Annotated in this window: 6 protein-coding genes and 1 pseudogene; 2 read left to right on the top strand and 5 right to left on the bottom strand. The window is 71.1% G+C overall.

The genetic code is table 11. The features are described 5' to 3' along the window. The first annotated feature begins 20 nt into the window (after positions 1 to 20). On the top strand, positions 21 to 863 hold the full coding sequence (locus FKR81_RS27905; RefSeq protein WP_235921810.1) for an SMP-30/gluconolactonase/LRE family protein: 843 nt from the start codon (positions 21 to 23) through the stop codon (positions 861 to 863). 48 nt (positions 864 to 911) lie between these two features. Here FKR81_RS27905 and FKR81_RS27910 read toward each other — a convergent pair whose 3' ends face one another. The 5 genes and pseudogenes from FKR81_RS27910 to FKR81_RS27930 form a co-directional block, all read right to left on the bottom strand. After that, positions 912 to 1,940 carry an LLM class flavin-dependent oxidoreductase gene (locus FKR81_RS27910; RefSeq protein ID WP_146356127.1) on the bottom strand — a complete coding sequence of 343 codons (1,029 nt, stop codon included), beginning with the start codon at positions 1,938 to 1,940 and terminating at the stop codon, positions 912 to 914. Between the two features lie 8 nt (positions 1,941 to 1,948). Beyond that, on the bottom strand, positions 1,949 to 3,571 hold the full coding sequence (locus FKR81_RS27915) for a peptide ABC transporter substrate-binding protein (RefSeq protein ID WP_146356129.1): 1,623 nt from the start codon (positions 3,569 to 3,571) through the stop codon (positions 1,949 to 1,951). A gap of 9 nt (positions 3,572 to 3,580) precedes the next feature. After that, positions 3,581 to 5,002: a DHA2 family efflux MFS transporter permease subunit gene (locus FKR81_RS27920; protein WP_146356131.1), complete on the bottom strand. Its 1,422-nt coding sequence runs from the start codon at positions 5,000 to 5,002 to the stop codon at positions 3,581 to 3,583. Next, complete coding sequence (locus tag FKR81_RS27925) at positions 4,999 to 5,211, bottom strand: MbtH family protein (protein WP_146356133.1); 213 nt, start codon at positions 5,209 to 5,211, stop codon at positions 4,999 to 5,001. Before FKR81_RS27925 ends, FKR81_RS27920 begins: the two co-directional genes overlap by 4 nt. Then, positions 5,208 to 19,610: pseudogene (locus FKR81_RS27930) on the bottom strand (amino acid adenylation domain-containing protein); the annotation flags it as partial. The gene FKR81_RS27925 and the pseudogene FKR81_RS27930, both read right to left, overlap by 4 nt. A gap of 131 nt (positions 19,611 to 19,741) precedes the next feature. Here FKR81_RS27930 and FKR81_RS27935 point away from each other — a divergent pair. After that, the gene (locus tag FKR81_RS27935) at positions 19,742 to 21,211 is read left to right on the top strand and encodes an aminotransferase-like domain-containing protein (protein ID WP_328593164.1); all 1,470 of its coding nucleotides are present in this window, start codon (positions 19,742 to 19,744) and stop codon (positions 21,209 to 21,211) included. Positions 21,212 to 21,342: the final 131 nt, after the last annotated feature.

A 21,342-nucleotide genomic window follows, 5' to 3' on the forward strand; every position in this document is an offset into this window, starting at 1 on the left:
GCTGGTGACAGGTGGGTCGCGTGGAACGGAGGACGGCGATGGAAGAGCTGCTGACCGGTCTGGTGGTGGGCGAGTCCCCGCGGTGGCACGAGGGCAGGCTGTGGTTCTCGAACTGGGGCGCGCCGGAGATCGTGGCCGTCGACGTCGACGGCAAGTCCGAGGTGATCGCGCCCGGACCCAAGTTCGCCGGGTACTGCCTCGACTGGCTGGCCGACGGCAGGCTGCTCGTCACCGGTGAGACCGAGGTGCTGCGCCAGGAGCCGGACGGGTCGTTCGTCACCCACGCCGACCTCAGCGAGCTGGGCGAGGGCTGGAACGAGATCGTCGTCGACGGCAGGCAGAACATCTACGTCAACAACATCGGCTTCCGGTTCGGCGAGGAGGACTTCAAACCGGGCTTCATCGCGCTCGTCACGCCGGACGGCGCGGTGCGCAAGGTCGCCGACGACATCGCGTTCCCCAACGGCATGGTCGTCACGCCGGACAACAAGACCCTGATCATCGCCGAGTCGTGGTCGGCGAAGCTCACCGCGTTCGACATCGAGCCCGACGGCGGCCTCACCCACCGCCGAGTGTGGGCGGACGTCGGCGGCGACGGCATCTGCCTCGACGCCGAGGGCGCGATCTGGTGCGCGGACATGACCGAGTCCGGGTCGGTGGCGATGCGTGTCCGCGAGGGCGGTGAGGTGGTGGAACGGATCCCGCTCGACGCCGCGTGCTTCGCGTGCGCGCTCGGCGGTGACGACGGCAGGACGTTGTTCCTGATGGTCGCCGAGTGGCGCGGCATCGAGCGGATGGGCGAGCTCTTCCAGTCTCGGACCGGCCGCGTGCTGACGGCGTCGGTCGCGGTCGGCGCGCACTGAATCGGGGGGATGGTCCTGGCCACGTGCCGCGCGGCCAGGACCACGTCCTCAGCACACCTGGCGGAGCTCGTCCAGGTGCTTCAGCCCGCCGAGCACGGCGTCCGCGTCACCGACGAAGTCGATCAGGCAGGCGACCTCGTCGATGCCGACCTCCTTCAGCCGTTCGACGACCCGCACGCCGTCGGCGACCGTGCCGAAGAGCCCGCCGGTGTCGAAGTAGCGGTCGAACGACCGCTCCACCAGGAACTCCACGTCCTCCGGGTCCATGTCGTCCGGGTTCACCCCCGGCATCAGGTCGCCGGACGCCTGCACGATCAGGCCGATGGAGCTGCGCAGGTAGTCGCTGAACGGCTTGCGCACGATCTCCCTGACCTCCTCGCGGTCGGCGCCGAGGAACGTGTGCAGCATCAGCGCGACGTGCCCGTCACCGGAGTGCCCGGCCGTCCGGTACGCGTCCCGGTAGAGCCGCACCTTCGCGGTCAGGTCGTCGAGGTCCTGGCCGAGCAGGTGGGTGAGCACGCCGACGCCCATCTCCCCCGCCTGCCGGAACGTGTCCGGCGTGCCCGCGCTGGTGAGCCACACGGGCAGCGACGGCCGCACCGGCGGCGGGTAGATGCCGACGGACGCGGCGTTCCCCGCGCCGTCGACGACCTCGACCTGCTCACCCCGCCACGCCCGCCGCACGGTGTCCACAGTGGAGGCGAGCACCTCCTTGCGGCGCGGGTAGTTCTCCGGCCTCAGTGCGAAGTCCACCGCGTGCCAGCCCGACGCGAACGACACGCCGACCCGGCCACCCGAGAGGTTGTCCACGACGGACCACTCCTCGGCGATCCGCAGCGGGTGGTGCAGCGGCGCGACGACGCTGCCCGCCCTGATCTGGACCCGCGAGGTCACCATCGCCACGGCGGCGCCGGTGACGGCCGGGTTCGGGTAGCGGCCGCCGAACGGGTGGAAGTGCCGTTCCGGCGTCCACACCGAGGCGAACCCGTGCGCGTCGGCGAACCTGGCGCCCTCGATCAGCAGCCGGTAGTCGCCCTGGCCGCCGTCGTCGGCGAAGTAGAACAGGCCGAAGTCCATGCCTCCCCCTAGCGGTCGCAGGGTTCGACGACCCTGACCTTGAAGATGTCGATGTCGGTCAGGACGCTGACCTTCACGTTGCGCAGCCGGGGCGACCAGCCGACGGCCGACCACTCCTGCCACAGCGGCACGACCGGCATGTCCTGCACCAGCAGGCGCTCCGCGTCGCGGTACAGCCCGAGCGCGGCCTCCTTGCTCGGTGCCCGGTCGGCCTTGTCGAGCGCGGCGTCGAACGCCGGGTTCGAGTAGCCGTAGTCGTTCGAGGACGCCCCCGTCTTGTACAACGGGGTCAGGAAGTTCTCGATCGACGGGTAGTCGGCGCGCCAGTCCGAGCGGTAGGCGCCGGTCATCCGCTTGCCCACGATCGCCTCGCGGAACTCGCGGAACGACATGGTCTCCTTGGTGACGCAGTCGACGCCGAGCGTGGTCTTGATGCTCTCGCACACCGGCCCGAGCCACGTGCGCGCGCCGGACTCGACGTTGGTGTGCAGCTCGATCGGACCCTGGAAACCGGTGCGGGCGAACAGCTCCCGCGCCTTGGCCGGGTTGTACGTGCACAGCTCACCGCACTGCCCCGGCGCGTAGCCCTCCAGTCCGGGGATGGTGAACCCGTCCGCCGCCTTCTGCCCGCCACCGACCTTCTTGATCAGCTCGGCGCGGTCGATCGACATCGACACCGCCTTGCGCAGGTCGGGGTTGTCGTAGCCGGGCTTGTAGCTCGGGAACGCCAGGTTCTGCATCAGCAGGAAGTTGCGGTCGGTGAAGCGGCCGGGCAGGTCCTTCTTGTACTGGCCGCTGGTGATCTTCTCGTACGGCATGGCCTCCATGAAGTCGAGCTCACCGCGCACCAGCGCGTCGTAGGCCACCGACGTGTTCGGATAGACCGTGTAGTGCAGGTCCTTGATGCGCGGCTTCTCCTCGCCCTTGAAGCCCTTGAACGCGGTGAGCTTCTGGTGCCCGTTCGGCACGGCCTCGACGAACTTGTACGGCCCGTTGCCGACCGGCTTGCGCTTCCAGGCCTCCTGGTCGCGGAAGAACGAGTCCGGCAGCGGGTAGAACGCCCAGTAGCCGACCATCGTCGGGAAGATCGACAACGGGACGCTGAGCGTCACCTGGAACTCGTAGTCGTTGATGATCTTCAAACCGGACAGCTTGTCCGTGGTGGGCGTCCCGCTGGCCGGGTTGAGGTCGGCATAGCCCTGGATGCGCTCCATGAACGTGTTGTTGCGCAGCTTGTTCGGCCCGTACGCGACGTGGTTCCAGGCGTTGACGAAGTTGCGCGCCTTCACCTCGCTGCCGTCGTGGAACTTCCAGCCGCGGTGGATCTTGATGCGGAAGACCTTGGAGTCCTTGGTCTCGATCGACTTCGCCATCGCGTTGTACGGCGCGGCGTCCTCCAGCCGGTAGCCGACGAGTCCGGTGAACATCATGCTGATCAGCCGGCCGCCACCCCACTCGTTGGTGTCCCCCGGCAGCAGCGGGCGGAACGGCTCGGTGTTGAACATGCGGACGACCGTGTTCTGAAACCCGTGCTGATCCGCCACCGCCGCGGTCTGCACGGCTGGCGCCACGAGCCCCGTGGCGACCAGCGTCGCTCCAGCGAGCGTCAGCAGTTTCCTGACGAACGACATCACTCCCCCTTAGTTGACAACGGATTCCCGTGCGCGCACCCCGAGCGTCAGCAGGACGCCCAGCACCAGCGCGGCGACGGGGAGCAGGTAGGCGAAACGCAGCGCGTCGGCGAAGCCCTCGCGCAGTGCGGGCGGGACCACCCCGGACTTGAGCAGGTCCGGGTGGACGCCCTCGGCGGTCAGTCTGGCCTGCAGCAGCGCGCCCACCGCCGCGCTGCCGAGCAGGCTGCCGCACAACCTGGTGGTGTTGAACAGACCTGACGCGGCACCGGACATCGACTGGTCGACGTCGCGCATGGCGATGATCGCCGCGGGTGACCCGCCGACGCCCATGCCGAACCCGAGCACCACCAGCCCCGGCAGCAGGTGCCACCATTGGCCGTCCGCGCGGACGGCGAACGCGATGCCCACGATGCCCGCCGCGAACAACGCGAACCCGGCCATCAGCACCGGTTTGCCGCCGTAGCGGTCGATCATCGCGCCGGACTTCGGTGCGACGACCGCGGAGAGCAGCGGCGCGACCGCGATGGTCAGCCCCGCGTCGCGCGCGCTCAACCCCGCCACCGACTGCAGGTGCAGCAGCGTGAGGAACAGCATCGCGCCGAGCCCGAGCGGCAACGCGGCGACCACGACGGCCATCAGCGAGAAGTTCCGGTCGCGCACCACCGCGAACGGCAGCAGCGGCTCCCGGTCCTGCCTGCCCCGTTCGGCCAGCACGAACAGCGCCAGCACGAGCACACCCGCGACCAGCACCAGCTGGATCGTGCCGTCCCAGCCGTGCCGCTCCCCCTCGATCAGCCCGTACGTCAGCAGGAACAGCCCGGTGGTGACGAGCACCGTGCCCAGCACGTCCAGCCTGCGCCTGCCGTTCGACGCGTGCTCGGGCAGCCACAGCAGGCCGAGCACGGCCGCGGCGATGCCGAGCGGGACGTTGAGGTAGAAGATCCACCGCCAGCCGAGCGTGTCGACGAGCAGCCCGCCGACCGTCGGGCCGACCGCGGCACCCAGCCCGCCGACCGCACCCCACACGCCGAACGCGGCGCCGCGCTTCTCCTCCGGGAACACGATCGTCAGCAGCGACAGCGTCTGCGGCACCAGCATCGCGGCACCGATGCCCTGCACGACCCGCGCGGCGACCAGCTGTCCCGGTGACTGGGCCGCTCCGCACACCACCGACGCGAGGGTGAACAGCGTGACGCCGAGGACGAACATCCGGCGCTGTCCGAACAGGTCGCCGAGGCGGCCGCCGGTCACCAGCAGCACGGTGAACGCGAGCACGTAGGCGTTGATCACCCACAGCACCGAGTCGAGCCCGGCGCCCAGGTCCGCGGCGAGCGTCGGCACCGCGACGTTGACGACCGTCGTGTCGAGCAGTGTGGCGACCTGGCCGAGCACGAGCGCGACCAGCACCAGCCACGGGTTTCGGTTCACGACCGGCCCATCTGCTCGACGAGGCTGCGCGGGCGCATGTCAGCCCAGTGCTCGTCGACGTGGTCGAGGCACGCCTGTCTGGAGTCCGGGCCGTGCGCGACGGTCCACCCGGCGGGGACGTCGATGTGCTCGGGCCACAGCGAGTACTGGCCCTCGGCGTTGGTGAGGACGAGGTAGGTGCCGTCGGCGTTCTCGAACGGGTTGGTCATCGGACTCTCCCTGGGCTCAGTCGGGTGCCGAGTACCTGTCCGATCTCGGCGATGGGTTCGGGTTGGGTCATGGCGCCGTGCGCGCAGCCGACGTCGTGCGTCTCGACCGCGCCCGTGACGTGCGGCTCCCACAGCTCGGGCCTGCCGTTGCGGGCGGCGAAGAACAGCACGTCGCCGTCGAACACCCGTGGGCTCGCGTTGTTCATCAGCCGGGCGTTCGCGGCGAATGTGACGGCCATGGCGTCCACCTGGTCCGGGGTGAAGCCGGCGAGGTCCTCGGGAGCGTCGTGGCCGAGCGACTCCAGCAGTGCGGAGAGCGCGTCGAGCTCGCTCACCTCGTCGGCCGGGACCGGGTAGGCGTCGAGCAGGACGAGCAGTTCCACCTGGTCGCCCAGCTGCACGGCCATCTCGTGCGCGACCACGCCGCCGAACGACCAGCCGAGCAGGTGGTACGGCCCTTCCGGCTGCACCTTCCGGATCTGCTCGACGTACTCGGCGGCCATCTGCGCGACGGAGGCCGGTTGTGCCGATGGATCGGTGAGTCCCTTGGCCTGCAACGCGTAGACCGGGCGGTCGACGTGGCGCAGCAGTCCGGAGTAGACCCAGCCGATGCCCGCGGCGGGGTGGACGCAGAACAGCGGTTCGCCCGTGCCGTGCGGACGCAGTGGCAGCAGCACGGCGAGTTGGTCGCTTTCGTCGTCGTGGCCGAGGCGTTCCGCCAGCCCGGCGACCGTGGGTGTCTCGAAGAGCGTCCGGATGCCCAGGCGCACGCCGAAGGTGGCCTGGATCCGGCCCAGCAGCTGCGCCGCCAGGATCGAGTGGCCGCCCAGGTCGAAGAAGCCGTCGTCGATGCCGAGCTCGGGCAGTTCCAGCGCGTCGGCGAACAGCTCCAGCAGGATCTGCTCGGCCGGGGTGCGCGGACCCCAGGACGTGGTGACGAAGTCCGGTGCGGGCAACGCCTTCCGGTCGAGCTTGCCGTTCGGGGTGAGCGGCAGTCGTTCGACGCTCATTACAGCGGCCGGGACCATGTGGTCCGGCAACCTCCTCGCCAGGCCGGTGCGGATCTGGTCCACACCGGACTCGGTGACGACGTACGCGACGAGGCGGTTGTCGTGCGGCAGCACGGCCGCCTGGGTGACACCGGGTTCGGAGAGCAGTGCCGCCTCGACCTCGCCGAGCTCGACGCGGAAGCCGCGGATCTTGACCTGCTGATCGGCGCGTCCGACGAACTCGAGGGTGCCGTCGGCCTTCCAGCGCACCACGTCACCGGTGCGGTACATCCGGCCGCCGAACGGGCAGGCGACGAACCGTTCCGCGGTGAGGGCGGGGCGGTTCACGTACCCCCTGGCCACACCGTCGCCCGCGACGTACAGCTCGCCGGGGACGCCGACCGGGACCGGGCGCAGGTTCGCGTCCAGCACGTGGGCGCGGGTGCCCGGCATCGGCCTGCCCATGGCCGGAGTGCCGGGCCCCGCCAGAGGGTCGCTCATGGTTGAGACGACCGTGGTCTCGGTGAGGCCGTAGACCTGCATCATCGTGCGGCCGGGTGACCACCTGGCCACCAGCTCGGCCGAGCACGCCTCGCCGCCGACGACGAACCCGCGCAGGCTCGGCAGGTCGCGTTCCGGCACGGACGCGAGCATCGACGCGACGAGGTCGGTGTGCGTGACCTGGTTGTCGTCGATCAGGTCGGCCAGGTCGTCGCCGGCCAGCTGACGGTCCGGTCCGGGGACGACGAGCGCGGCACCCGCCAGGAACGTCAGCGCGATGTCGGCGAGCGAGACGTCGAAGCTGATCGACACCGCCAGCAGGAACCGGCTGGTGCCGTCCACGCCGAGCCGGTCGACGTGCGCCCTCGCCATCGCGACGATCCCGGCGTGCGAGACCTGCACGCCCTTCGGTGTGCCCGTCGAACCCGAGGTGTAGATGACGTAGGCGGCGTTGTCCCGCGAGATCGGCACACCGGGGTCGGTGTCCGGGTACCCCTCGGCATCGGCGCTGGTGACGGTGATGATCGGCCGGGTGTCGGCGAGCATGAACTCGATGCGCTCGGCCGGGTAACCGGGGTCGACCGGCAGGTACGCGGCACCGGTCTTCAGCACCGCGAGCCAGGCGACGACCAGGTCGGCGGAGCGCGGCATCATCAGCGCCACCACGCGTTCGCGGTCGGCGCCGAGCCCGATCAGGCTGTGGGCCAGCCGGTTCGCCCGCGCGTTGAGCTCCGCGTAGGTGAGGACGGTGTCCTCGAAGACGACCGCGGTGGCGTCCGGGGTGCGGCGGACCTGCTCCTCGATGAGGCGCGGCAGCATCTCGTGCGCGGGGTGTCCGGTGTCGTTCCAGGTGGCGAGCTGGTCGCGTTCGGCGTCGGACAGCAGGTCGATCGCGCCGATGCGGCGGTCCGGCTCGATCTCCTCCAGCAGCCGCACGAGCCACGCGGTCATTCGCTCCGCAGTGGACCGGTCGAACAGGTCCGTGCTGAACGTGACCTCGGCGCGCAGGCCGCCATCGTGCTCGGCGAAGCTGAGCTCCAGGTCGAAGCGGGACGGGTGCACGCCGGTGTCCACTGCTTCGGCGCGCACGCCGGGCAGGTCGAGCCGCGGCTCGGCGTCGTCCTGCATGGCGAGGATGACCTGGAACAGCGGCGGCCGCGAGGTGGAGCGGGCGGGCCGCAGCTCCTCGACGAGCCGCTCGAACGGCAGGTCGGCGTTGGCGTACGCGGCGAGGTCGGTCTCCCTGACCCGCGCGAGCAGCTCGCCGAACGTCGGGTCGCTGCTGGTGTCCGTGCGCAGCACCAGCGTGTTGACGAAGAACCCGACGACGTCGTCGAGTGCCGCGTCGGTGCGGGCCGCGACCGGGCTGCCGATCGGGATGTCCGTGCCCGCGCCCAGCCTGGTGAGCAGCGCGGCGAGCGCCGCGTGCAGCACCATGAACAGGGTCGTGTCGTGCTCGCGGGCCAGCGCGACGAGCCGGTTGCGCACGTCCGGGCCGATCTCGGCGGTGACGAGATCACCGCGTCCGCTCGGCACCGGCGGCCTCGTGCGGTCGAACGGCAGCGCCAGCTCGTCGGGCAGTCCGGCGAGCGTGCGGCTCCAGTGGTCGAGCTGGGCCTCGACGTCGAGCGTCTCGTGCTGCCACAGCGCGTAGTCCGCGTACTGCACGGGCAGCGGCGTGAAGTCCGGCTGCCGGTGCCGGGCTCGCGCGCTGTAGGCCAGCTCGATGTCCCTGGTCAGCGGTTCCATCGACCCCCCGTCGAACGCGATGTGGTGCAGCACCAGCAGCAGCACGTGCTCCTGCTCGTCGATCGCGAACAGGGTCGGGCGCAGTGGCAGGTCGCAGGTCAGGTCGAAGCCCTTCGCGGTCCGCTCGGCGACGCCGTGCGCGTCCGCCGCGTCCACAACGGACAGTTCCGGTCCGGTCGGCCGGACGACCTGCACCGGTCCCCCGTCCCCCTGCGGGAACACGGTGCGCAGCGACTCGTGCCGTTGCACCACGTCGGTGATCGCCTGGCTGAGGGCGTCGCGGTCGAGGTCTCCGATCAGGCGGAGCGCGATGGCGACGTTGTAGGCCGCGTCCGCGTCCAGCATCTGGTTGAGGATCCACAGCCGGTGCTGCGCGAACGACAACGGCACCTGGTCCGGACGGTGCCGCGCCACCAGCGGGTGCGCCGCCCGGCCCGCGGTGCGGACCCGGTCGGCGAGCCGGGCCACGGTCGGGTTCTCGAACACCGCGCGCACCGGCAGCTCGACGCGCAGCGCGGTGCGGATCCGGTTGACCAGCCGGGTGGCGAGCAGCGAATGTCCGCCGAGGTCGAAGAAGTTGTCGTCCACGCCGACGCCCGGCAGTCCGAGTATCTGCGCGTACAGCCCGGCGAGGATCTCCTCCTGCGGCGTGCTCGGCCTGCGTCCGGACGACTCGAAGTCCGGCGCGGGCAGCGCCTTGCGGTCGAGCTTGCCGTTGGGGGTGAGCGGCAGCGCGTCGAGGCGGACGATCGCGGCAGGCACCAGGTACTCCGGCAGCTTCCCCGCCAGCGCGGCGCGGATCTCGGCCGGGTCCGGCGTGCGACAGGGTTCCGCGACGACGTAGCCGACGAGCATGCGCGGCTCTTCGCGGAGCACCACGGCCGCGCCAGACACGTCCGGCCTGGCCAGCAGCGCGGCCTCGATCTCGCCCAGCTCGACCCGGAAGCCGCGGATCTTGACCTGCTGGTCGGCGCGGCCGAGGAACTCGAGGTTGCCGTCCGCGCGCCACCGGACGAGGTCGCCGGTCCGGTACATCCGTCCGCCCCACGGGCAGGCGACGAACCGTTCCGCGGTGAGCGCGGGCCGGTCGAGGTAGCCGCGGGCCAGTCCGTCGCCGGACAGGTACAGCTCCCCCGGCACGCCGACGGGGACGGGCAGCAGGTTCGCGTCCAGCACGAGGGTGCGGGTGTTCCAGATCGGCCTGCCCATGGGCGGGGTGGTGGTGCCGGTGAGCGGGTCGCTCATCACCGCGACCACGGTCGCCTCGGTGGGGCCGTAGACCTGCATCATCGTGCGGCCCGGCGACCACCTGGCCACCAGCTCCGCCGTGCAGGCCTCGCCGCCGACCACGAAGCCCCGCAGGCTCGGCAGGTCCCGGTCGGGCATCGACGCGAGCATCGCGGCTACCAGGTCGGTGTGCGTGATCGCGTGGTCTTCGATCAGGTCGGTCAGCTCGTCGCCCGCCAGCTTGCGGTCCGGTGGCGGCACCACCAGCGTCGCGCCCGAGGTCAGGACCATCGCGATGTCCGCCATCGACACGTCGAAGCTGATCGACACCGCGAGCAGGAACCGCGCGCCCGGCCGGAGGTCCAGCCGGTCCACGTGCACGCCGGCCACGCCGGCGATGCCGGAGTGCGTGACCACCACGCCCTTCGGCGTACCGGTCGAACCCGACGTGTAGATGACGTAGGCGGCGGACGCGAGCGGCACGTCCACGCCAGGATCTGTGGACGAACACCCGGTCGTGTCGGGAAGTTCCCTCAGCGTCAGCAGCGGAGCCGCGTCGGCGAGCATGAACTCGATGCGCTCGGCCGGGTAGTCCGGGTCGATCGGCACGTACGCGGCACCGGTCTTGAGCACCCCGAGCCACGCCACGACCAGGTCGGCCGAGCGGGGCATCGCCAGCGCCACACGGGTTTCCGGGCCTGCCCCCAGCCCGATCAGGTGGTGCGCGAGCCGGTTTGCCCGAGCGTCCAGCTCGGCGTACGTCAGCGAAACGTCCTCGAACACCACGGCCACGGCGTCCGGGGTGCGCAGCACCTGTTCCCGCACGAGCACCGGCAACGGTGCCCGGCGCACGTCGCGCGCGGTGGCGTTGAACCCGTCCACCACCTGCTCGACCTCACCGGGCGCCATGAACTCCAGCGCACCGATCGACGTCCCGGCGTCGGCGACGACCGCGGCCAGCACCCCGGAAAGCCACGCGGCGATCCGCTCCACAGTGGACCGGTCGAACAGCTCGGCGCTGTACTCCAGCGCACCGGAGATGCTGACCGGTGACCCGTCCGGACCCAGTTCCTCGGTGAGGTCGAAGGCGAGGTCGAACTTCCCCACGTCAGACCCGTGCACGTCGACCCGCGCGACCGCCGTGCCGAAGGGCAGCTCCTGCTCCAGGGTCTCCTGGAACGCCAGCAGCACCTGGAACAGCGGGTGCCGCGACAGCGACCGGGCGGGCTGCAGCTGCTCCACCAGCCGTTCGAACGGCAGGTCGGGGTGCGCGTGCGCGGCCAGGTCGATGTCGCGGACGCGGGCGAGCAAGGCGGCGAACGTCGGGTCGCCACTCGTGTCCGTCCGGAGCACCAGGGTGTTCACGAAGAAGCCGACCACGTCGTCCAGCACCTCGTCCGACCGCGCGGCCACCGGGCTGCCGATCGGGATGTCCGTGCCCGCGCCCAGCCTGGTCAGCAACGTGGCGACCGCGGCCTGGAGCACCATGAACACGGTCACCCCGTGCTCCTTGGCCACCGCGCGCAAGCCCCGGTACAGCTCATCGGGCACCGTGAAGCCGACCCGGCCGCCGCGGAACTCCGACACCACCGGACGCGGCCGGTCCACCGGCAGCGGCAGCTCCTCCGGCAACCCGGCCAGCGCGTCGGACCAGAAGCCGAGCTGCTGGCTGAACAGGCTCGCCGGGTCGGACTCCGAGCCGAGCACCTCCCGTTGCCACAGCGCGTAGTCCGCGTACTGCACGGGCAGCGGATCGAACGACGGCGCCTGCCCCGCGCACCGGGCCGCGTAGGCCTGGGCGAGGTCGCGCACCAGCGGTGCGGTCGACCGGCCGTCGCCCGCGATGTGGTGGTGCAGCAGCAACAACACGTGCTCGTCCGGACCGGCCACGAACAGCCGGCAGCGCAGCGGCGGCGCCGTGGTGAGGTCGAAGTCCTCGGTCACCACGTCGGCGAGATCGGTGATCGGTTCCACCGACAGCGCGGGCGTCCAGGACAGCACCTGCTGGTACGGCCCGGTGTCGCTGTCCGGGAACACCGTGCGCAGCACCTCGTGCCGTGACACCACGTCACCGAGCGCCGACGACAACGCGTCCTGGTCGAGCGGGCCGGAGATCCGCAGGGTGAGCGGGATGTTGTAGATGCCCTTGGCTTCCTCGATGCGGTTGAGCAGCCACATCCGGCGCTGCGCGTGCGACAGCGGGATCCGCTCCGGCCGGGGACGCGCGGTGAGCTGCGGACGTGCCGCGTCGGCACTCCCGAGCAACGCCGCCAGCCCGGCAGGGGTGGGTGCCTGGAACAGGTGGCGGATCTTCAGCTCCGCGCCGAACACCGTGCGGGTGCGGCTGATCAGCCTGATCGCGAGCAGCGAGTGCCCGCCGAGCTGGAAGAAGTCGTCGTCCACGCCGACCCGCACGCCGAGCACGTCGGCGAACAGCGAGCACAACAACTCCTCGACCGGTGTGCGCGCGGCGCGGACCACGCGGGCCGACGCGGACCAGTCCGGTTCGGGCAGCGCCTTGCGGTCGACCTTCCCGTTGGGCGTCAACGGAAGCGCGTCCAGCACGACGATCGCGGACGGCACCATGTACTCGGGCAGCTTGGCGGCCACGAAGTCGCGGACTCCCGCCGACGAACCGGTCAGGTAGGCGACCAGCCTGCCGGAGCTGTGCGCGACGACCACGGCCGTCCGCACGTCCGGGTGCGACGTCAGCACGGCCTCGATCTCGCCCAGCTCGATGCGGTGACCACGCACCTTGACCTGGAAGTCGACCCGGCCCAGGTACTCCAGCTCGCCGTCGGCACCCCACCGGGCGAGGTCGCCGGTGCGGTACATGCGGCCGCCGAACGGGCAGGCGACGAACCGTTCCGCGGTCAGGGACGGCCGCCGGTGGTAGCCCCTGGCCAGCCCCTCGCCCCCGATGTACAGCTCGCCGGGCACACCGGGCGGCACCGGCCGCAAACCGGAGTCCAGCACGTACACCGAGGTGTTCCAGATCGGCCTGCCGATGGGCGGCGCACCCGGTCTGCCGCGCAACGCGTGCACCGTCGACCAGATCGTCGTCTCGGTCGGCCCGTACAGGTTGATCACCTGCGCCCCGCGTTCCCGCATCGACGACGCCAGCGCGGGCGGCAACGCCTCGCCGCCGACGAGCATCCGCAGGCCGGTCGGCACGGTGTCGACCAGCGCCTGCCACAGCGACGGCGTGGCCTGCAGAACCGTGCCACCAGCGGACGCGATCAGCTGCGACAGCGCGGCCGGATCGGTGACGACCTCCTTCTCCGCCACGACGATCGCGGCGCCGGAGACCAGCGGCAGGAACATCTCCAGCGCCGCGATGTCGAACGCGATCGTGGTGACCGCGATCCACCGGTCGGCACCCGAAAGCGGGCACGTCTCGGCCATCGACGCCAGGAAGTTCTCCAACGTCGCGCGCGGGACGACGACGCCCTTGGGCCGTCCCGTCGAGCCGGACGTGTAGATCACGTACGCCGGGCTGTCCCCCGAGACCAGCACACCGGGGTTGGTGTCCACCTCACCCGACACGTCCGGCAGCTCGCTGAGCAGCAGCAACGGCTCCGCGTCCGCCAGCATGTACTCGACCCGCTCCGCCGGGTACTCCGGGTCGAGCGGCAGGTACGCGGCACCGGACTTGAGCACGCCGAGCAGTGCGACCACGAGGTCGGCCGAGCGCGGCAACGCGAGCGCCACGTACCGTTCGGGCCCGGCGCCGAGCCCTATCAGGTGGTGCGCCAACCGGTTCGCGCGGGCGTTCAGCTCCGCGTAGGTCAGCTCGGTCCGGCCGCACGACACCGCCAGCGCATCCGGTGTCCGCGCGACCCGGTCCTCGAACTGCTCGACCAGCGATCGCGACGGAACCCGCCGCGCGGTGTCGTTCCACTCGACGAGAACCCTGTCCCGCTCATCAGCGGTGAGCACGTCAAGTGTCCTGATAGGACGGTCAGGCCAGGTGACCGCGGTGTCCAGCACCTGGACGACACGCGATGCGAGGCGTTGCGCGGTCGGGTGGTCGAACAGGTCGGCCGCGTACTCCAGACGTCCGGAGAGGCCACCGGAGCGTTCGGTGAAGTAGCAGAGCACGTCGAACTTCGCGACGCGCAGGTCCTCCTGCTCGCGCGTCACCACGAGACCGGGCAGGTCCAGCTCGACGCTCGGGGTGTTCTGCAGCACCAGCATCGTCTGGAACAGCGGGTGCCGCGCCAGCGAGCGCGCCGGGTTGAGCAGCTCGACGAGCCGTTCGAACGGCAGGTCCGCGTTGGCGTAAGCGGTGAGGTTCGTCTGCCGCACCCGTGCCAGCAGCTCGGCGTACGTCGGGTCGCCGCTCGTGTCCGTCCTGAGCACCAGCGTGTTGAGGAAGCAGCCGACCAGGTTCTCCAGCGCCTCGTCACCACGTCCGGCGACCGGCGTGCCGATCGGGATGTCCTCGCCCGCGCCGAGCCGCGTGTACGTGGCGGCGAACGCGGCTTGCAGCACCATGAACACGCTGACCTCGTTCCGGCGCGCCAGCTCGCGCACCCGCGAGTGCAACGCGGCCGGGATGTCGAACTCCACGACCCCGCCGGTGTAGCTCGCGACCGGCGGGCGCACCCGGTCCGCCGGCAGCGCCAGCTCCTCGGGCAGACCGGCGAGCGCACAGCGCCAGTGCTCGACCTGACCGGCGATCGGACTCGACGAGTCCTGCTCGGTGCCGAGCACGTCGCGCTGCCACAGCGTGTAGTCCGCGTACTGCACCGGCAGCGGCTCCCACGCGGGCGCGGCGCCGTTCAGCCGGGCCGCGTAGGCCTGGGACAGGTCGCGGCCGAGCGGGGCGAGCGACCAGCCGTCGCTCGCTATGTGGTGCATGACCAGCAACAACACGTGCTCGCCACGTTCTTCGAACAGGTGGGCGCGGATCGGCGGCTCCTCGGCCAGGTCGAACGCCCGCCGCGACGCCTCGTCGAGCGAACCGCCCTCGTGCAGCGGCACCTCGACGCGCGGCAGCACGACCTGCGCCGGCGCACCGTCGTGCTCCGTGAAGACCGTCCGCAGCACCTCGTGCCGGTCCGCCACGTCGTTCAACGCCGCCCGCAACGCCGCCACGTCGAGCGAGCCGGACAGCCGCAGCACCAGCGGCAGGTTGTAGGTGCCGGACGGACTGTCGAGCTTGTCCAGGAACCACAACCGTTGCTGTGTATGGGAAACGGGCAGCCGCTCCGGGCGTTCGACCGGGGTGACCCGCCGCCGGGCACCGGACGCGGTGGCGATCCGCGCCGCCAGCGCCGCGGGCGTCGGCGCGTCGAAGAGGCTGCGGATGTCGAGTTCCACCCCGAACACCGTGCGCACCCGGCCGATGAGCCTCATCGCCAGCAGCGAGTGCCCGCCGAGGTCGAAGAACCGGTCCTCCACGCCCACCTCGACGCCGAGCACGTCGGCGAACAGCCCGACGACCAGTTCCTCGGCCGGCGTGCGAGGTGCGCGCGAGCTCGGCTTCAGCACGATCTCGGGCGCGGGCAGCGCCTTGCGGTCGAGCTTCCCGCTGGGCGTCAACGGCATCGCGTCGAGCACGAGTACCGCCGAGGGCACCATGTACTCGGGCAGCACGGCCGCGATGTGCTCCCGCGCGCCCGAAGCGTCGACCTCACCGACGACGTAACCGACGAGCGTGTCGTCCCTGGCCACCACGACGGCCTGCCGCACGTCCGGGTGCGCGGTGAGCACGGACTCGATCTCGCCGAGCTCGATGCGGAACCCGCGCACCTTCACCTGGTGGTCGGCCCGCCCGACGAACTCGACGGTGCCGTCCGCACGCCACCGCGCCAGGTCGCCGGTGCGGTACATCCGCCCGCCGAACGGGCAGGCGACGAACCGTTCCGCGGTCAGCGAAGCCTGGTTGAGGTACCCGCGCGCCAGCTGCACGCCGGCCAGGTACAACTCACCGGTGACACCGGGCGGCGCCGGGTTGAGGTCGCGGTCGAGCACGTACAGCCGCGTGTTCCACACCGGTCTGCCGATCGGGACCGACCCCTCGTCGGTCCCCGGCAGGCACTCGTGGAAGCTGACCTCGACCGCGGCCTCGGTCGGCCCGTACAGGTTGTGCAGCGGAACATCCACAGTAGACCGGAACCGCGAGGCCAGCTCGCTGGACAGCGCCTCCCCCGCCGCCAGCACGCGCCGCAGGCTCGTGCACCCGGACACCGACGGCTCCTCGAGGAACGCCTCCAGCATCGACGGCACGAAGTTGACCTCGGTGATCCGTTCCGATCGGATCAACGCGGCCAGGTACGCGGGATCGCGGTGACCGCCGGGCTTGGCCAGCACCACGGTCGCGCCGACGATCAACGGCCCGAAGAACTCCGGTACCGACACGTCGAAGCTCGACGGCGTCTTCTGCAGCGCCCGCTCACTCGCGTCGAGCCCGTAGTGCTCCTGCGACCACAGCAGCCGGTTCACGATCGCCCGGTGCGGTACGACGACACCCTTGGGACGTCCGGTCGAGCCGGACGTGTAGATCAGGTACGCGGCGGTGTCCGGCGTCGCGGTCAACGGCAGCGGGTCGGGCGAAAGCGTTGCCACGTCGGGAAGTGAGCGCAGGGTCACCGCCACGTCGGCGTCGCCCAGCACGTAGTCGATCCACTCGGCCGGGTGGTCGGGGTCGATCGGCAGGTACGCCGCGCCGGCTTTCAGCACGGCAACCAGAGCGACCATCAGCTCCAGCGAGCGGGGCAGCAGCACGGCGACGAACCGCTCCGGCCCGGCGCCGGACGCGACGAGGTGGCGCGCCAGCCGGTTGGACCACGCGTCCAGCTCGGCGTAGGTCAGGCCGGCGCCCTCGAACACCACCGCGGTCGCATCGGGCGTTCGCACGGCTTGATCGGCGAGCAGCCGGGTGAGCGTGACGTCCGGGACCTCGGTCGCGGTGTCGTTCCACTCCTCCAGCACCCGCGCGCGCTCGTCCTGGTCGAGCAGGTCGACGCGGTGCAGCGGGCGGGACGGGTCGTCGGCGACAGCGGTCAGCACGCGCACCAGGCAGTCCGCGATCCGCTCGACCGGGAGCGACGCGCGGTGGCTGAGCCGCAGCGTGAGCTGGTCACCGGGCACCGCGATCAGGCCGAGCGGGTAGTGCACCGGGTACCGCATCTCGGTCCCGACGACCTGTGGCGACCGGACGTCGTCCGGGTAGTTCTCGAACACGGTCAGCGTGTCGAACAGCTCGGTCACGCCGGTCAGCCGGTGCAGGTCGGCGAGTCCCAGCACGGCGTGCTCGCTCATCGCGGTCTGCTGGCGCTGCAGGTCGGCGCACAGGTCCGCGACGGACGTCCCGGCGGTCAGCCGCGCCCGCACCGGGACGGTGTTGATGAACAGACCGACCATCGTCTCGACGCCGGGCAGCTGCGCCGGCCTGCCGGACACCGTGGTGCCGAAGACGACGTCCGCCCGCCCGGTGATGCCACCGAGCACCATCGCCCACGCGGCCTGCACGACCGTGTTGAGCGTGAACCCGCCCTCGGCCGCCCGGCGGGTCAGCCGGTCCGTGAGCGCCGGCGACAGCTCGATGATCCGCTCGCGGGGTTCGCCGTCCAACCGCGCACCGGGTTCCGCGACCAGGGTGGGCTCGTCGACGCCGTCGAGCAGCCCGGCCCACGCGCGTTCCGCCGCGGCGCGGTCCTGCTTGCCCAGCCACCGCAGGTAGTCCCGGTACGCCGGAGGTTCCGGCAGGTCCGTGCCCGCGTAGTGGGCCAGCAGCTCGTCCAGGAGCACCGGCGTCGACCAGCCGTCGAGCAGGATGTGGTGGTGGGTGATGACCAGCCGGTCGCCCGCCAGCAGGAACCTCAGCAGCGGCGGACTGGTCATGTCGAACCGCCCTCGCTCCTCGGCCCGCAACGCGTCGAGGTCGCCGTCGGCCGTGCGGAACGGAACGTCCACTTCGGACGCGATGAACTGCTTGCCCTGCCAGAAACCCGCGCGCAGGTTCGGGTGCCTGCGCACCAACCACCGCGCCGACTCACGGAGCCGCTCCGCATCGAGCGGCCCGGCCAACTGGACCGTCAGCTGCGAGACGTAGACATCGACCCCGGCGCTGTCGTAGAGAGCGTGGAACAGCAGGCCCTCGGCGAGCGGCGCGAGCGGCAGCACCTCGACGACATCGGCCGGGATCTCCCGCAACGCCGCGGCGTCCAGCTCCACCAGCGGCCGCTCGTCGACGAGTTCCACCTCGGCCTGACCAGCGATCTCAGCGAGCGCGCGCACGGTGCGGTGCTCGAACACCTGGGCAGTGGTGAGCAGCAGCCCGGCCTGCCGCGCCCGGCTCACCAGCCGGATCGCGCCGATGCTGTCGCCGCCCAGCGCGAAGAAGTCGTCCTCGACACCGACCGACGGCAGTCCGAGCACCGAGGCGAACGGCGCGCACAACGCCGCCTCCACGTCGGTGGCCGCCGCCACCGAGGTGGACAGCGCGGACAGGTCCGGCGCGGGCAAAGCGGACCGGTCCAACTTGCCTGCGGGCGACAACGGGAACTCGTCGAGCACCACGAACAGCGACGGCACCATGTACTCGGGCAGCGCGGAACCGAGCCACTCGGTGAGCTCCACCAGATCGACGTCACCGACGACGTACCCGACCAGCCGGATCACACCGGGCTGGTCCTCGCGCGCGGTCACCGCGGCCGCCCGCACCGAGTGGTGCGCGGCCAGCACGGCCTCGACCTCGCCCAGCTCGATGCGGAACCCGCGGACCTTGACCTGGCTGTCGGTGCGCCCGAGGTAGTCGATCGCGCCGTCCGGACGCCGCCGCGCCAGGTCACCGGTCCGGTACATGCGCGTCCCGGCCGGCCCGTGCGGGTCGGCCACGAACCGCGAGGCGGTGAGACCGCGCCGGTGGAGGTATCCCCTGGCCAGCTGGTCACCGGCGAGGTACAGCTCGCCGACCTCGGCGGGCCGCAGCTCGCCGTCGAGCACCCGCAGTTCGGTGTTCCAGACGGGATGCCCGATCGGCACGGACGTCTCGCCGGACTCGGGCGCGCATTCCCAGTAGGTCACCTCGACCGCGGCCTCGGTCGGCCCGTACAGGTTGTGCAGCGGCACGTCCAGCGTGGACTGGAACTCGGCCGCCAGCTCGCCGGTCAACGCCTCACCGGCGGCCAGCACTCGTCGCAGGCTCGTGCACTCGGACACCGACGGCTCCTCGAGGAACGCCCGCAGCATCGATGGCACGAAGTTGACCTCGGTGATCCGCTCGTCCCGGATCAGCGCGGCCAGGTACGCGGGATCCTTGTGCCCGTCGGGTTTCGCGACGACCAGGGTCGCGCCGATGATCAGCGGGCCGAAGAACTCGGGCACGGACACGTCGAAGCTCGACGGCGTCTTCTGCAGCACGCGTTCGCTCTCGTCGAGCACGTACCAGGTCTTCGCCCACAGCAGCCGGTTCACGATCGCCTGGTGCGGCACGACAACGCCCTTGGGACGCCCGGTCGAGCCGGACGTGTAAATGACGTACGCGGCGTCCTGCGGGTCGATGGGCCGCACTCGATCATCGTCGGTGAGCGGTGCGGCGGAATACCGCGACAGCACCGAATCCGCCTCGTCGAGCACCAACGCGTCGAGGCCGAGAGAAGCGGTGCTGTGCGCGAGCACCTGAACGGGTTCGGCGTCGTCGACCATGAACGCGATCCGGTCGGCGGGGTAGTGGGGATCGATCGGCAGGTACGCGGCACCGGCTTTCTCCACCGCAAGCAATGCGACAACCAGCTCGACCGAACGCGGAATGGCGACCGCGACCACGCGATCTGGACCGGCTCCCCGTGCGATCAAGAACCGGGCCAATCGGTTCGCCGCCGCGTGCAATTCCGCGTACGAGACCGACCGGCCCTCGAAGACAACCGCCGTGGAATCCGGCGTGAACAACGCCTGGGTTTCCAGTAATGCCACCAGGTCGCGCTTCGCCCCAACAATCATGAACCCGCCCCGTCCGATTCCCCCGCGTCCGGCGAAACGCCCCCGATGCACCGGACTGATGCGCTAGCTTGGCCCGGCACGTTTCCAGTCCACCAGTGCCAATGGAGCGAGAAATGGACCGTTTCCAGGACCCGGCAGAACTGGTCGAGCTCCTCGGTGACTGGTCGACGGCGCGCGGACCGCTGTACCGGAGGCTGGCGGCCGCGCTCACCAAGGCGATGCGCGCGGGCGACCTGCCGCACGGCGAACGGCTGCCGTCCGAACGGGACCTCGCCAGGATGTTGCAGGTCAGCAGGGCGACCGTGGTCGCGGCGTACGACGAGCTGCGCAGCGCGGGCATGGTCGACAGCAGGCGCGGCAGCGGCACCAGGGTCACCACCGAGGCGCCGAAGCGCAGGCCGGGCGCGGACGGCCGGGTGCCGGGTGGTCGCGCGACGTCGATCTTCCAGCGGCTCGTGGACGGACCGGGCGAGCTGATCTCGCTGGCGTTCGCGGTCGAACCGGCCGCACCCGAGCTCGCGGACGTGGTGCGCGAGCTCGTCGACGAGGAGCTGCCGGAGCTGCTGGCCGACGTCGGTTACCACCCGCGCGGGTTCCCGCCGCTGCGCGAGACGATCTCCGCGTACTACAAGGAGATGCAGCTCCCGACGGTCCCGGACCAGGTGCTCGTGACGACCGGCGCGCAGCAGGCGCTCGGCCTGGTCGGTCAGATGTACCTGCGGCCGGGCTCGACCGTCGTCGTCGAGTCGCCGAGCTGGCCCGGCTGCCTCGACGTGTTCCGCGCTGCGGGCGCGAAGATGATCTCCGTGCCGCTGGACGACGAGGGTATCTCCGCCGACGGCCTCGCGCAGGCGTTCGGCGAGCACCGGCCGGCACTGCTGTACGTGATGCCGACGTTCCACAACCCGACGGGCACCCTCATGTCCGCGCACCGGCGGAGCAGGGTCGCCGAGATCGCCGCCCGCCACGAGGTCCCCGTGCTGGAGGACAACGCCTACACCTCGTCGGACTCGGCGTGCGTGCCACCGATCGCGGCGTTCGCGCCACCGGGCGCCGAGGTGCTGACGGTCGGCTCGCTCGCCAAGGCGGTATGGGGCGGCCTGCGGATCGGCTGGGTGCGCGCGCCCGGCGAGATCACCGAACGCCTCGCTCGGTACAAGGTGCGCGCGGACCTCGCGAGCCCGGTGCTCGACCAGGCGCTGGCCGCGCGCGTCCTGCCGCGGCTCGACGAGATCGCCGACGGCCGCGCCGCGGTGATGAACGCGCGGCTCGACCTGCTGTGCGACCTGCTCACCGAGCACCTGCCGGACTGGCGGTGGCGCAGGCCGGACGGCGGCTCCGCGCTGTGGACCGAGCTGCCGGACACCGACGCGCGGGTCTTCGCCCAACTCGCGCTGCGCCAGGGCGTCGAGGTCGTGCCCGGCGCGGTCAACGACCCGACCGGCGGACACGACAACCACATTCGCCTGCCGTTCACCTTCCCCGAGGAGACGCTGACCGAACTGGTCCGCAGGCTCCACCGGGCGTGGCTCGAACTAAAGCGCCACGGCCCGGAAAACCCGACCCACCACCCGTCGGTGTAATCAACCGGTCACGGGTCGTGCATCACGGTCTGGTCTATTCCATTCAGCACTGTCAACGGCGCTCCGTAGTCACCCGATCACGCATTCTGTGACGGCCATCCTGACTGGGGAGCGCATTTTGCTGCGTCTCC

This window comes from Lentzea tibetensis (assembly GCF_007845675.1).
In the GTDB taxonomy this organism is placed as follows: Bacteria; Actinomycetota; Actinomycetes; order Mycobacteriales; family Pseudonocardiaceae; genus Lentzea; species Lentzea tibetensis.

What these genes read in the sequence shown, in the direction of transcription:
- FKR81_RS27910 (WP_146356127.1), bottom strand. Translation starts at nt 1,940, where the DNA reads ATGGACTTCGGCCTGTTCTACTTCGCCGACGACGGCGGCCAGGGCGAC.
- FKR81_RS27915 (WP_146356129.1), bottom strand. Translation starts at nt 3,571, where the DNA reads ATGTCGTTCGTCAGGAAACTGCTGACGCTCGCTGGAGCGACGCTGGTC.
- FKR81_RS27925 (WP_146356133.1), bottom strand. Translation starts at nt 5,211, where the DNA reads ATGACCAACCCGTTCGAGAACGCCGACGGCACCTACCTCGTCCTCACC.
- FKR81_RS27935 (WP_328593164.1), top strand. Translation starts at nt 19,742, where the DNA reads ATGGACCGTTTCCAGGACCCGGCAGAACTGGTCGAGCTCCTCGGTGAC.